Annotated in this window: 13 protein-coding genes; 5 read left to right on the forward strand and 8 right to left on the reverse strand. The window is 70.1% G+C overall.

Going from position 1 to position 13,680, the window contains the following annotated elements:
- Positions 1–89: 89 nt before the first annotated feature.
- The 5 genes from A3G1_RS35430 to A3G1_RS0118135 form a co-directional block, all read right to left on the reverse strand.
- Positions 90–2,225, reverse strand: coding sequence for a peptidoglycan D,D-transpeptidase FtsI family protein (locus A3G1_RS35430; protein ID WP_245563524.1), 2,136 nt, complete (start codon positions 2,223–2,225; stop codon positions 90–92).
- Positions 2,226–2,231: 6 nt separating this feature from the next.
- Positions 2,232–2,894, reverse strand: coding sequence for a cell division protein FtsL (gene ftsL, locus A3G1_RS38690; RefSeq protein ID WP_018350895.1), 663 nt, complete (start codon positions 2,892–2,894; stop codon positions 2,232–2,234).
- Entirely contained in the window at positions 2,891–3,931 is a 1,041-nt protein-coding gene (gene rsmH, locus A3G1_RS0118125) for a 16S rRNA (cytosine(1402)-N(4))-methyltransferase RsmH (RefSeq protein ID WP_018350896.1), read from the reverse strand. Before rsmH ends, ftsL begins: the two co-directional genes overlap by 4 nt.
- 140 nt (positions 3,932–4,071) lie before the next feature.
- Complete coding sequence (mraZ, locus tag A3G1_RS0118130) at positions 4,072–4,503, reverse strand: division/cell wall cluster transcriptional repressor MraZ (protein ID WP_018350897.1); 432 nt, start codon at positions 4,501–4,503, stop codon at positions 4,072–4,074.
- A gap of 243 nt (positions 4,504–4,746) precedes the next feature.
- Positions 4,747–6,000, reverse strand: coding sequence for an MFS transporter (locus A3G1_RS0118135; protein WP_018350898.1), 1,254 nt, complete (start codon positions 5,998–6,000; stop codon positions 4,747–4,749).
- 127 nt (positions 6,001–6,127) lie between these two features.
- Here A3G1_RS0118135 and A3G1_RS0118140 point away from each other — a divergent pair, with 127 nt between their 5' ends.
- From A3G1_RS0118140 to A3G1_RS0118155, 4 genes are all read left to right on the forward strand, one after another.
- Positions 6,128–7,354 (forward strand): MurT ligase domain-containing protein, encoded by a 1,227-nt coding sequence (locus tag A3G1_RS0118140; protein WP_026212258.1) that lies wholly within the window; start codon positions 6,128–6,130, stop codon positions 7,352–7,354.
- Positions 7,344–8,048: a type 1 glutamine amidotransferase gene (locus A3G1_RS0118145; protein WP_026212259.1), complete on the forward strand. Its 705-nt coding sequence runs from the start codon at positions 7,344–7,346 to the stop codon at positions 8,046–8,048. Before A3G1_RS0118140 ends, A3G1_RS0118145 begins: the two co-directional genes overlap by 11 nt.
- A 60-nt stretch (positions 8,049–8,108) precedes the next feature.
- Positions 8,109–8,420, forward strand: a complete 312-nt coding sequence (locus A3G1_RS35440) for a DUF6968 family protein (RefSeq protein ID WP_018350901.1) — start codon at positions 8,109–8,111, stop codon at positions 8,418–8,420.
- A gap of 206 nt (positions 8,421–8,626) precedes the next feature.
- Positions 8,627–8,821, forward strand: coding sequence for a hypothetical protein (locus A3G1_RS0118155; RefSeq protein WP_018350902.1), 195 nt, complete (start codon positions 8,627–8,629; stop codon positions 8,819–8,821).
- A 79-nt stretch (positions 8,822–8,900) separates the two neighbouring features.
- On the opposite strand, the gene leuS is transcribed toward A3G1_RS0118155, so the two are convergent.
- Positions 8,901–11,699: a leucine--tRNA ligase gene (gene leuS / locus A3G1_RS0118160; RefSeq protein WP_018350903.1), complete on the reverse strand. Its 2,799-nt coding sequence runs from the start codon at positions 11,697–11,699 to the stop codon at positions 8,901–8,903.
- Positions 11,700–11,997: 298 nt separating this feature from the next.
- Here leuS and A3G1_RS0118165 point away from each other — a divergent pair, with 298 nt between their 5' ends.
- Complete coding sequence (locus A3G1_RS0118165) at positions 11,998–12,576, forward strand: Uma2 family endonuclease (RefSeq protein WP_018350904.1); 579 nt, start codon at positions 11,998–12,000, stop codon at positions 12,574–12,576.
- 47 nt (positions 12,577–12,623) lie between these two features.
- Here A3G1_RS0118165 and A3G1_RS0118170 read toward each other — a convergent pair whose 3' ends face one another.
- Both A3G1_RS0118170 and A3G1_RS0118175 read right to left on the reverse strand, forming a co-directional pair.
- Positions 12,624–13,052 carry a GNAT family N-acetyltransferase gene (locus A3G1_RS0118170; RefSeq protein WP_018350905.1) on the reverse strand — a complete coding sequence of 143 codons (429 nt, stop codon included), beginning with the start codon at positions 13,050–13,052 and terminating at the stop codon, positions 12,624–12,626.
- Between the two features lie 28 nt (positions 13,053–13,080).
- Entirely contained in the window at positions 13,081–13,674 is a 594-nt protein-coding gene (locus tag A3G1_RS0118175) for a GOLPH3/VPS74 family protein (RefSeq protein ID WP_018350906.1), read from the reverse strand.
- Positions 13,675–13,680: the final 6 nt, after the last annotated feature.

Genomic DNA, 13,680 nt, shown 5'->3' on the forward strand with positions numbered 1-13,680 from the left:
GCGATTCTTCTCAGGACGCGGGTAGCCAGGCACAGCCCCGCACCCTACCCGCCGTGTGCGACATCGCCACGCAGCACCACACCCGGCCGCTAGCCGTACACCTTGAAATCCGGTGCTTTACCCTCAGACGGGGGCACAGCGTACCGGAGCAGGGTGGAACGCATCACATCCTTGAAAACCGGGGCAGCGATCGTCCCGCCCTCCCCGCCCGGGGAGTACGCGAACACGGCCACCACGTACCGGGGCGCCTCCGCCGGGGCCATGCCGACGAAGGAGGCCACCTCGCCCGGCGCGTACTTGCCGTCGGGGCCGACGAGCTTGCCGGTGCCGGTCTTGCCGGACACCCGGTACCCGGCGATCGCGGCGCCCTTGCCGGTCGCGCCATCCACGTTCTGGGAGGTCACGGCCTCCATCATCGTCCGCAGCTCCTTGGCGTGCTGCGGGTCGAGGACCCTGTGGGACGGGTTGAGGACGACGGGCTTCGGCTTGCCGCCGGAGGCGGTGGTCGAGGCGACGAGGTGCGGCTGGACGTACACCCCGTCGTTGGCGATCGCCGCGTACGCCGCCGTCATCTGGATCGGCGTGACCGAGACGCCGTGGCCGATCGGGATCGAGCCCGAGCTGCTGCCCGACCAGTTCTCCGGCGGCTGGACCAGGCCGGGCGACTCGCCGGGCAGGCCCAGGCCGGTCTTCTTGCCCAGCCCGAAGCGCTGCTGGTACTCGTACAGCTTCTGCGGTCCGAGCTTGTCGGCGATGTGGATCGTGCCGACGTTGCTGGAGTGCGCGAAGATGCCCGGCAGTGTCATGTTCTTCGGGTCGTGCCAGTGCGTGTCCTCGTACGTCGTGTCGCCCTTGCGGATCGTCGGCTCGGTGAAGATCAGGTCGTCGGGCTTGACCACGCCCTCCTGGAGCGCCCCGCCGATCGTGATCGCCTTGTGCACCGAACCGGGCTCCACCGCGACCTGGGTGCACGAGTCCGGCTTCGGCTCGTCCTGCGGGTTGGCCAGGTCGTAGCCGGGCGTGCTGGCCAGCGCGAGCAGCTCACCGGTCTTCACATCCATCACCACAGCGCAGGCGAACTTCGCGTTGTGCTTGAGCATCTTCTCGGTCAGCATCTGCTGCGCCTGGAACTGAAGATCGTTGTCGATCGTGAGCTGCACGGTGCTGCCGGGCCTGGCCGGCGTCTCCCGGTAGAAGCCGCTGGGGATCTTCAGCTCGCCCCGGTACGCCTCGAACTCCTCCGTGCCGTCTCGCCCGTAGAGGTAACTGTCCAGGCTGGACTCCAGCCCGTTGAGGCCGCGCCCGTCGGTGCCCGCCCGGCCCACCACGTTGGCCGCGAGGTCGTTGCCCGGCATCTCGCGCTTGAAGTCGCGCCGCACGCCGACACCGGCCAGGTTCAGCGCCTCGATCGCGTCGCCCGTGCTGATGTCCGCGCCGCGCTGCAGCACCACGTACCGGTTGGGCTGGCCGTTGTCCAGCTTGGTCACCTGGAGCTTCTGCCACAGGTCGGTCTTGGACATCGCGAGCAGCGGCGACAGCTTCTCCGCCACCTCGGAGACGTTCTCGACGAGCGGCGGGTCGGCGAAGACCAGCCGCGCCTCGACGCTGTGCGCGAGCACCGCGCCCTTGCGGTCGAGGATCGGGCCGCGCGGCGCGGGGATCGTCCGCTTCGCCAGCCGCCCCACCAGGCCGTTCGCCGAATACTCCGCGGCCTTCGTCACCTGGAGGTGGATCAGCCTGCCGCCCACCGCCGCGAACAGCAGGAGCAGCAGCGCAGCGCTCAGCCGGAGCCTGCGCCGCGGATCGGTCAGCCGGGCCTTCTTCCCGTCCCGGCCCAGGAGCCACTTCGCCACAGGCCCGAGACGCACCGGCTTCCTGCCGGGCTTGCGCGCCGTTGCCTTCTTTTTCTGTGTACCCGCTGCCTTCTTCCCCTGGCCGGCCGCCGGAGCCCTGCGCGCCGCCGGCTCAGGCTGCTCCCCCTGGCCGCGCCGGGCCGGGCGGGGCCTGGGTGGCGGTGTGCCGGGCGGGGCCGGAGCCTCGGCCGTCCCCTCCTCCGGCACGGGCACGACCCGCAACTGGGGACGCGCCTCGTCCCCGGCCTCGCGCAACGTCTTCGCCCGCGGCGTGTACCGCCGGGCGTCGGACATGGCACTACGGCCGCGGAGCGGGACGACGTTGCCGTCCCGCTCCGTGCGCTCTCTGGGCCTGCCCCGGTCCGTGGCCACCTGCCGTTACCTCCTCGGCTGCCCCGCCGGCTGCGGTACGCCGATCGTCCGGCCGTCCGGGAGCACGATGTACGCCGGGCTGCCGATCGGGACCATGCCCAGCCTGGCAGCCTCGGCCGCCAGGTTGCCCGGGGCCTCCTTCTTCGCCAGGTCCTTGTTGAGCTGCTGCTCCTGGCTGTCCAGCTCGGTCTGCTTGTCGCGCAGCCGCTGGAGCTCGAAGGCGTCCTGGTTGATCTGGATGTTGAGCAGGAGCAGGCCGACGATGCCGCTGACGATCAGCCCGAGGGTGAGCACGACGAACGGCATCCTGGCCGTGGCGACCGGGGCCGGCGGGGCCAGGGTCAGCTCGGCGGCCTTCACCGGCTCGGCCTTGGCCTGCTCCGGCTCGGCCTTCTTCGGCTTGAGTGCCGCAGACCCCTCCGTGCGTACCCTGCTGTCCGGCTCCTTCGGCGCTTGCTGCCTGGGCTTCGGCTTGGCTTGAGCCGGGCGGCCCGGCTCGACTCCGGCGAACTCGTCGCCGATGTCCTCTGTGACCAGGGTCAGCCTGCGGCCGCCACGGCGGGCGGGTGCTGGCTGGTCGGAGATGCCGGCCCTGGTCGGCCGGCGTGCCGGTACAACCGGCGGGTGATCGTCTTCCGGCGGGATGTTCCGCGCAACGGCCGCGCTCATGTGGTGTCCTCCCCTGTGCCGGCCCGCCCCCCGCGGCCCGGCGAATAACGAATGCGCTCGGCGGCGCGGAGCTTCGCGGAGGCCGACCGCGGATTCTCTGCGATCTCGGCCTCCGACGGCGGCTCGGCGCCCCGGGTGAGAAGCCGGAACTCGGCTGCGCCCTCAGGCAGCTCCACCGGCAGGTCCAGCGGGCTGGTGGAACGCGATCGCGCCACCAGCTCCCGTTTCACGATGCGGTCTTCCAAGGAGTGATACGCCAGTACCGCGATCCGGCCACCGGGCCGCAGCGCGTCGAGCGCGGCGGGCAGCGCCGTTTCCAATGCGGACAGTTCCTCGTTGACTTCAATACGAAGCGCTTGGAATGTCCGTTTCGCAGGATGCCCACCCGTCCGGCGGGCCGCGGCCGGAATCGACTCGCGGACCAGCTCGGCCAGGCGGGACGACGAGGTCAGCCGCTCACGGCTCCGCTCGCGCACGATGGCGGCGGCTACCCTGGACGCGAACTTCTCCTCGCCGTAGACCCGGAGGATCCGGGCCAGGTCACCGGCGGAGTATTCGTTGACGATGTCCTCTGCGGTACGGCCCCTGGTCGGGTCCATCCGCATGTCCAGCGGGGCGTCCTGCGCGTAGGCGAAGCCACGGCTGGCCTCGTCGAGCTGCAGTGAGGACACCCCGAGGTCGAAGAGCGCCGCGTCGATCCGCTCGTAGCCGAGCCGGTCGAGCACGCTGGTGAACTCGTCGTAGACCGCGTGCACCGGGCGGAACCGGTCGCCGAAGGGCGCGAGGCGCTCGGCGGAACGACGGTGCGCTTCCGGGTCACGGTCGAGGCCCACGACGGTGAGCTGGGGAAATGCCTGGAGAAGTGCCTCGGTGTGCCCACCGAGCCCGAGAGTGGCGTCCACGCAGACGGCTTCGCGGCCTTCGAGGGACGGGGTCAGGATCCTGAGGATCCGGTCGAGGAGGACGGGCACGTGGGTGCCTCGCGTGTGCTCCACCGCGGCCTCGGCCGGCCGGCGTCGTGGTGCGCGGTCCTTCATCTCAACCCCCCTTGTCCTCGGCTCCGTGCCGCGAGATTTCCTGGCGCCGGGGAAGTGGCGCCAGGCAATCTCGCGGCACGGTCACCGCGCCTTCACGGCGTGTGTGACGCGCGCTGGGAAAACTGTGTCCCCGGCTCGCGTCAGAGCCCCCCGGGCAGCACCCCCTCCTCGATGTCGGCGAAATCGTCTTCGCTTTCCTCGAGATAGGACGCCCATGCCGCCGCGTCCCAGATCTCCACCCGGCTGCTCGCCCCGATCACGACCAGATCCCGGTCGAGCCCCGCGTAGTTACGCAGGTGGACGGGCACTGTGACCCGGCCTTGCTTGTCCGGCACCTCGTCGTGCGCGCTGGCGAAGAACACCCGGCTGTACGCCCGAGCCGCCTTGTGCGTCATCGGCGTGGTGTGCAGCTGCTCGGCGATCCGCTTGAACTCAGCCATCGGGAACACGTAGAGGCAGTGTTCCTGCCCTTTCGTGATCACGAGACCTCCCGCGAGCTCATCCCGGAACTTGGCCGGCAGGATCAGCCGGCCCTTCTCGTCCAGGCGCGGGGTGTGCGTGCCGAGGAACATCCGGCACCTCCCTGCCCCTGGGACGGAGTGACCGGCAGAGCCTCCCAGCCCCGCCAATGCGCTCCACTGTACTCCACTTCCCTCCACCTGCAACGGCGAAACAGCCCACTCCGAACCTGAAAGGCAGGTAAACGCCCAGGTCAGAGGGGGTGGAGGGGGGTGGAGGGCAGAAGGGTTCCGCCGGTTGCGGTCGGCTAATCGACAGCGTGTCGCCGCCCGTCAAACCACCATATTGGGGAAATTTCAGCTACTGAGGGAGGGCTCCTGAGCGGGTTTGGCGGCGGGGGTGGAGGGATGTGGAGGGGTGCGGAAGGCCGCTACGCCGGGCACCACGAGTACCACATAGGAAAAGAAGACGATCACTATCGCGGCCCCGATCCCGAGAGCCGGGACGCCGATCACGCCGGCCAGCCAGGGGGTGAGCGCGAGGCCGATCGGGTTGAGCACGAAGGTCAGCAGAGTGTCGAGGGAGAACACCCTGCCCTGGAGCTCGGCCGGGAACTCCTGCTGCAGGGCCGAGATCCACAGGGCGAAGAAGACGGAGATGCCGGCGGCGCCCAGTACCTGGAAGCCGAGGTATATCCACAGTGGAAGCGGGAGGGCCAGGCCCAGGCACATCGGGGCGAAGAGCGCCACGGCGTGCATGGCCGACAGGCCGGGCAGTTTCGGCCGGTACCTGAGCATCAGCAGCGAGCCGACGACGCTTCCCGCGCCCTGGCAGAACGCGAGCGCCCCGTAGCCCGCCGCCCCGTACCGGTCGAGCGCCACGATCGGCAGCAGCACGGCGATCGGCGCGAATCCCGCGAGCACCTGTACCGTGCCCTGCCCCATCACCACGGCCACCCACGGCCGGGCCCACACGGCCCTGACGCCGTCGGCGAGCTCGCCGAAGAACTCACGGAACGGGTTGGCCCCCGACGGACGCTCCCCGACGCGGGGCAGCCGGATGAACAACAGCGTGACGATGGAGATGGCGAACGTCGCCCCGTCCACCGCGAACGCCCACTTCGGGCCGACCGTGGCGACCAGCAGGCCTGCGAGCGCGCCGCCGAGCGCGAAGGCGCCCTTGTTGAGCAGGCCCTGCATCGCGTTGGCCTGCCGGAGCTGTTCGGGCTCGAGGAGCTGGGACAGCGAGGCGCGGAAGGCCGGGAGGTACAGCGCGGAGCCGAGCCCGCCGAGCACCGAGAGGGTACCGAGGACGGCGAGCGGGGCCTTGCCGGCCAGCAGCACGTAGCCGACGACGACGGACAGCCGGATCGCGTCACCGAGCGCCATGACGAGCGTGCGCGAGTACCGGTCGGCGATCACCCCGCCGAACAGTGTCGCGACGGCGAAGCCGACCGAGTAGCAGGCCAGGACGAGGCCGAAGGCCGACTTCCCGTAGTGCGCGAGGACCAGGGTCGCCATCGCGATCGGGGTCATGCCGTCGCCGAGGACGCTCACGGCTTGGCCGAGCCAGAAGGTCATGAACCGCCGATTGGCGAAGAGATCACGCACCGTGCCAGGCTCCGGCGATCCGGCCGGGTACGCAACTGGATTTGCGCGGGGCAGGCGCGCGAGGGGTACAGGGGCAGGCGGAGGCTGGGTTGGCGCGCGCGGCTAGGCTGGGGCGGTGACCGCTGATCTGCCCCTGCGGGCCAAGCTCGCCACCACCCTGCTGAAGAGCGCCGCGGCGCTGTCGAGGGCCACCGGCCGCGGCGACGGCTCCGTGATCGGCGGCCGGGTCGGGCTGAAAGTCGAGCCCCAGCTCCTCGCGCTGCTCGCCAGGGGGCGGCAGGTCGCCCTGGTCAGCGGGACGAACGGGAAGACGACGACCACCCGGTTCGTCGCGGCGGCGATGGGCGTGCTGGGCGAGGTCGCCACGAACAGCTTCGGCGCGAACATGCCGACCGGCCACACCACGGCTCTCGCCCAGGCTCCGGCGAAGGCGAAGCTGGCCGTGCTGGAGGTCGACGAGCACTACCTGCGGCACGTCCTGCCCCAGACCCAGCCCAGGGTCGTCGCCCTGCTCAACCTCTCCCGCGACCAGATGGACCGCGCGATGGAGGTCGGCATGATGGCCGAGACCTGGCGCGGGGTGCTGTCCGGTGTGGACACCCACGTCGTCGCCAACTGCGACGACCCGATGATCGTGTGGGCGGCCTCGGCCGCGAAGTCCGTGACCTGGGTGGCGGCGGGGCAGCGCTGGCAGGAGGACTCCTTCGTCTGCCCGAACTGCGGGCGGCACCTCGACCGGCAGGGCGCCGGCTGGGCCTGCCCAGGGTGTGAGCTGCGCCGGCCGGTACCGCAGTGGTCGCTGGACGAGGCCGGTGCGGTGATCGCGCCGGACGGGCGGCGGTTCGAGGTCACGCTGCAGCTGCCGGGGCGGGTCAACAAGGCGAACGCCGCGACGGCGCTGGCCGTGGCCGCCCAGTTCGGCGTCGACCCGGCGCACGCGCTCCCCCGGCTCGCGCAGGTCGCGTCGATCGCCGGGCGGTACGCGACGGTGGTGAAGGACGGGCACACCATCCGGCTGCTGCTCGCCAAGAACCCGGCCGGCTGGCTGGAGGCTCTCGACATGGTCGAGCCGGGCTGCCCCGTCCTGCTGGCGATCAACGCGCGGGACCCCGACGGGCTCGACACGTCCTGGCTGTACGACGTGGACTTCAGCCCGCTGCACGGCCGGCGGGTGCTGGTCTGCGGGGACCGGGCATACGACCTGTGCGTGCGGCTGGACATCAACGAGGTCGCCTTCGAGCACGTTCCGGACTTCCCGGCCGCGCTGCGTGCGGCCGGGCCGGGGCGGCTGGAGGTCGTCGCCAACTACACAGCGTTCCAGGACATCCGAGCGGAGCTTGACCGTGTCAACTGAGGCTATCCGGCTGGTGTGGGTCTACCCGGATCTGCTGTCCACGTACGGCGACCGGGGCAACCTGCTCATCCTCGAGCAGCGGGCGCGGCGGCGCGGGCTGGCCGTCGAGGCCATGGGCGTCAACTACGACCAGGCGCTCCCGGAGAGCGGCGACATCTACCTGCTCGGCGGGGGCGAGGACCGGCCGCAGGTGCTGGCTGCCGAGCGGCTGCGCGCGGACGGTGGCCTGGGCCGGGCCGTGGCGCGGGGCGCCGCGGTGTTCGCGGTGTGCGCCGGGTACCAGCTGCTGGGGAACTCGTTCTACGGCAACGGTGAGCAGTACGCCGGGCTGGAGCTGGTGGACATGCGGTCCGACCGGGGCGAGACCCGGGCCGTCGGCGAGCTGTCAGGTGAGGTGACGCCGGAGCTGGGTGTGCCGGCGCTGACCGGCTTCGAGAACCACGGCGGGCGCACGCATCTCGGGCCGGGCGTCCGTCCACTCGCGACGGTCACGCACGGGATCGGCAACGACGGGGCGACCGAGGGCGTGTGGTCGGGGCGGATGCTCGGGACCTACCTGCACGGGCCGGCGCTGGCACGGAATCCGGCACTGGCCGACTTGCTGCTGTCGTGGATCGTGGGGGCCGCGCTGCCGCCGCTGGCCGACGAGTGGCCGTCCAAGCTGCGCGGGGAGCGGCTGGCCGCCCTCCGGTAAGGGTTTGAAGATCTTGGTTGAACCCCGGACAGTGAGCGGCCGGCGGGGGACGATCGAGGTATGAAGACCTACGAGCTGGGCGAGATCATCGCGGAGCGTCAGCTCACCGCCCACCACGCCGACGGCAAGACCTATCCGGTACTGCTCAGGATCGGCAAACCGGCCCCCGACCCGGCCACGCCGGGCGACTGGTACTGCGCGCACCAGATCAGCGGGGTCGGCGACGGGGAGATCCGGGCGATCTTCGGCGTGGACGCGCTCCAGGCGCTGACCCTGACGCTCCAGAGCGTGCGGGAACTGCTGGCCCAGGACGCTGCGGCCGAGGGTGTCCAGCTGACGTGGCTGGGGTCGGACGAGCTGGCGCTGGTGTGAGCTGAGCCTTGCGCTTCGCCGGGGGGCTCCGGGGGCGCTGGCGGGTGCCGGGGGCTGCGATTCCGGTACAAAATTATGGGTTTGGGGTTTGGTGGGCCTTTCTTGGCCTGCGGCTCGTTGCTGGAGGCTGCCAGGTTGGGCGGAGTGATTGACTTGGGCAACTGTCCACATAGACTTTCATGACTGTCTATGTGATGGAGGTTGCCATGCTGGGGAAGCTGACTGACCGGATGCTCGGGCTGCTCGTGCCGAAGGCGCGTGCCGCCGCCGCGTCCTGCTGGGTGGACGCGACGAACTGTGAGCGGTGCGCCGGGGCGTACGTACGGAAGGTCACCTGGTACCTGTGCTCGGACGGGTCCGCCTACCGGACCGTCACGGCGTGCCGGCTCGGCGGCTGCTGAGGTTGCTGAGCACGCAGGGAGAAGGGGGTGGCCCGGAAGCCACCCCCTCTTCTGTGCCCTGCGTCAGGCGTGCCTGGGATCAGACGACGACGCTGACCATGCGGCCCTTGACCACGATGACCTTCTTCGGCTCCTTGCCGGCCAGTGAGCCGGTGACCTCGGCCAGCGCGGCGGCCTGGATCTCGGCCTCCGGCGTGCCGGCCGGCAGCTCGATCCGGCCACGGACCTTGCCGTTGACCTGCACCGGATAGGTGACGGTCTCGGCGACCAGCAGCGCGGGGTCGGCGGCCGGGAAGTCCGTGTAGGCCAGGGAGTCGGCGTGGCCCAGGCGGGACCACAGTTCCTCCGCGACGTGCGGGGCGACCGGGGCCATCATCAGGACCAGGGCCTCGGCCGCCTCGCGGGGCGCGGCCGGCAGGCTGGTCAGGTGGTTGGTCAGCCCGATCATCTTGGCGATGGCGGTGTTGAAACGCAGGTTCGTGTAGTCGCCGCGCACGCCGTCGATCGTCTTGTGCAGCTCCTTGGCCGTCTCGGTGTCGGGAGCGGTGTCCGTGACGCGCAGGGCTCCGGTCTCCTCGTCGACGATCAGGCGCCAGGCACGCTGCAGGAAACGCTGCGAGCCGACGACGGCCCTGGTCTCCCACGGGCGGGACACGTCCAGCGGGCCCATCGCCATCTCGTACACCCGGAAGGTGTCCGCGCCGTACTCCTCGCACATCTCGTCGGGGGTCACGACGTTCTTCAGCGACTTGCCCATCTTGCCGGCCCGGCGGCTGACCTCCTGGCCCTCGAAGAAGTACTTGCCGCCCTGCTCGGTGACCTCGTGGGCGTCGACGTAGAAGCCACGGTCGTCCTGGTAGGCGTACGCGTCGATCATGCCCTGGTTGAACAGCTTGCGGAACGGCTCGGACGAGGAGACGTAGCCCAGGTCGAACAGCATCTTGTGCCAGAAGCGCGCGTACAGCAGGTGCAGGACGGCGTGCTCGGCGCCGCCGACGTACAGGTCGGCGCCGCCCGGGTCGCCGGGACCCTGCGGGCCCATCCAGTAGGCCTCGTTGGCCGGGTCCACGAAGGACTCCGCGTTGTGCGGGTCCAGGTAGCGCAGCTCGTACCAGCAGGAGCCCGCCCAGTTGGGCATGGTGTTGGTCTCGCGGCGGTACTGCTGCGGCCCGTCGCCGTTACCCAGGTCCAGCTCGACCGTGATCCAGTCGGTGGCGCGGCCCAGCGGCGGCTCCGGCGAGCTGTCCGCGTCGTCGGGCTCGAAGGTCTTCGGCGAGAAGTCGTCGATGTCGGGCAGCACGACCGGCAGCATCGACTCGGGGACAGCGTGCGCGAAGCCCTCGGCGTCGTAGACGATCGGGAACGGCTCGCCCCAGTACCGCTGGCGGCTGAACAGCCAGTCGCGCAGGCGGTAGGTGGTGGCGCCGGTACCGTGCCCGTTCGCCTCCAGCCATTCGATGATCTTCGCCTTGGCCTCGGTGACGCCCAGCCCGTCCAGCATGCCGGAGTTGACGGCCGGGCCGTCGCCGGTGAACGCCTTGCCCTCCCAGCCGGCCGGCGGCTGGACGGTACGGATGATCGGCAGCTCGAAGACCTCGGCGAACTCGTAGTCCCGCTCGTCCTGGGCCGGGACAGCCATGATCGCGCCGGTGCCGTACCCGGCCAGCACGTAGTCCGCGACGAAGATCGGGGTCCGCGCGCCGTTCACCGGGTTGGTGGCGTACGCGCCGATGAAGACGCCCGTCTTCTCCTTCGCGTCGGCCTGCCGCTCGACGTCGCTCTTGGCGGCGGCGAACCGGCGGTAGGAGGCGACGGCCTCGGCCGGGGTGGCGTGCCCGCCGGTCCACACGTCGTGCGTGCCCTCGGGCCACTCGGCCGGGACCAGCGCGTCGACCAGGGTGTGCTCGGGCGCCAGGACCAGGTACGTCGCGCCGAAGACGGTGTCCGGGCGGGTGGTGAAGACGCGGATGGCACCAGCGGCCGAACCGAAGTCGATGTGCGCGCCGGTCGACTTGCCGATCCAGGTGCGCTGCATCGTCTTGATGGACTCGGGCCAGTCCAGGCCGTCCAGGTCGGCCAGCAGCCTGTCGCCGTACGCGGTGATCCGCATCATCCACTGCTTCAGGCTGCGCTTGAAGACCGGGAAGTTGCCGCGCTCGGAGCGGCCGTCTGCCGTGACCTCCTCGTTGGCCAGGACGGTACCCAGGCCGGGGCACCAGTTGACCGGAGCCTCGGAGATGTAGGCCAGCCGGTGCGCGTCGACGAACGCCTTCTTCTCTGCCGGGGACTTGGTCGCCCACTCCGGCGTGCCCTCCTGCGCGGCGATCAGGGTCTCGATCGGGCGAGCCTTGCCAGCCTGGGGGTCGAACCAGGAGTTGAAGATCTTCAGGAAGATCCACTGGGTCCACTTGTAGTACTCAGGGTCGATGGTCGCGAACGACCGCCGCTCGTCGTAGCCCAGGCCGACGCGGCGCATCTGCTCCTTGTACCGCTCGATGTTCTTCTCGGTCGTGATCCGCGGGTGGGCACCGGTCTGCACCGCGTACTGCTCGGCCGGCAGCCCGAACGCGTCGAAGCCCATCGGGTGCAGCACGTTGAAGCCGGCCATCCGCTGGAACCGGCTGTACACGTCGGTCGCGATGTACCCCAGCGGGTGCCCGACGTGCAGGCCAGCCCCGGACGGGAACGGGAACATGTCCATCACGAACAGCTTCGGGGCACCGCTGCGCGGGTGCGCCGGGTCGGCCAGGTCGCCAGCCGGGTTGGGTGCGTGGAACGTGCCGGTCTTCGCCCAGTGCTCCTGCCAGCGCAGCTCGATGTCCTGAGCCATCTGCGCGGTGTACCGGAAGGCCGGGGTGTCTTCTGCCTGCGCGCTCATCGTCTCTTTCCGCCTCGTGGGTGTTGGGGTTGGCCTGGTCGGTGCCCGGTCCCCGGGCGGCCCCCGATTCGGGGCATGAAAAAACCCCTCACGCAGGAGGGGTAGCCGTGCTGTGGAGGACCTCCGGTCAGCACGGCTTGCTAAGGAGCAGGAAGAACCTAGCCATGCTGGCATCATAACTGGTATGGGCGCTCGGCGCTCAGACGCGTGGCGATCTTGGACAAACGGCGACTAATGTGATGGCGAGGACGAACAGATGTCCGAAGACAAGCCAACCCCTACCGACGGAGAGCCCGACATGGCCCTGGCGATCGACTACCTCAGCGGCGGCATGACGCCCGAGGAGTACGAGGCGCTGCCGGAGGATGGCACACGCCGCGAGCTGATCGACGGAGTTCTGCACGTGACCCCGACCCCCAGCATTCCCCACCAGACTTTCGCCGGGCTCCTCATGACCCAGCTTGCGCTGTCAGCACCTGAGGAATACCTCGTCACACAGGCTGTGGAGATCAAACTCAAGGAAACCCTGAGATACGTTCCCGACCTGCTGGTCGTCACGGCGGACGTCATGGATGCCGCCCGGCCCCCGTGCCGGGTCGCCCCCAGCCAGGTGATCCTCGCGGCAGAGATCGTTTCCCCGTCCACGACCAGCATGGACCGGATCACGAAACCGGCTCAGTACGCACAGGCAGGGATCCCCTGGTTCTGGCGGATCGAAACCCGGCCGACCCTGAGGGTCACGGCGCATCAGATCTCAGCGAATGGCGGGGTATACGAACTGGCCGGCGAGTTCAGCACGCGGATCAAGCTGGAGGATCCCTGGCCGATGGACATTGACCTCCAGCCACTCGCCAGGATGGCCCACCTGATGACCTGACCAGCCAGCGCGGCCAGTAGACACTGCCCCACGACCAGGGTGGCGAGTTACCGCTCCTGGTAGCCGAAGCGGGAGGACGCGGGGCGTTCCATGTACGAGTCGTCGGGCTTGGCGAAGCCGAACTTCCCGTACAGCCCGTGGGCGTCGGAGGTGTGCAGCATCCAGCGGAAGTTCTTGCCGGGGCCCTCGTCGATCATGGCTCGGACCAGCGCCTCGCCGATCTTGTGGCCACGGTAGGCGTCCTCGACGTACACGTCGGCGAGGTACGCGAGGGCGAGGCCGTCGGACAGTGCCCGGGCGAAGCCGATCATCCTGCCGTCGGCGAAGGCCCCCACGACCCGCCAGGCGCCGTCGACGTGGACGTCGAAGTCGGCGCGGGTCCGCCACCGTCCCCAGTAGACATGCTCGGAGAGGTAGGCGTAGGCAGCGTCCCGGTCGATGCGCGCCGGGTCGTCAGTGATCTCGAAGTCGATCATCCTGCGAATGTAGCTCGGCCCGGCGGGGTCACCGGTAGGCGGACGTGGCGTTGGAGGCGATGGTGGCCGAGGCTGTCGTGACGATGGTGCGGAGTGCCGGGTGCAGGGCGCCGGCGAGGGCGGAGACGGTTTTCGGTACGCCGTCGAGGAAGGCCCTGCCCTCGATCTGGAGTACCTGGGCCAGGCAGATCAGCGCCGCGTCGGCCTCGGTCAGCTCGCCGGCGTGGACGGCGTAGCGGAGCCGGGCGCGGAGGCGGCCCAGGAGTTCGGGGTCGGCCGGTTCTAGCTTGGTCACCGGGACCAGGAGCTTGCGGGTGGTGACGCGGCGGAGCGTGCCGGAGGCGAGGAGGCCGCCGGAGACCCGGTCCCACGCGTCGGAGCCGATGATCCGCAGCCACTCCCCCAGTGCCGTGTCCGGGGACGTGATCAGCGCACCGAGGACGCTGTCGGCGAAGGGCCAGCCGGTGGGCTGACGGTCGTAGATGGCCAGCCTGCCGTGCTCGCTCACGCCGATCCGGCCGGAGAGGACCAGGTCGGCGAGCAGTCCCGCACCGAGGGCGATGCCGAGGTGCGGGACGTGCACGTGCCCGTTGCCGAGGAAGAACAGATCGTCAGCGATCATGCAGGA

The organism is Longispora albida DSM 44784 (assembly GCF_000379825.1).
GTDB lineage: Bacteria > Actinomycetota > Actinomycetes > Mycobacteriales > Micromonosporaceae > Longispora > Longispora albida.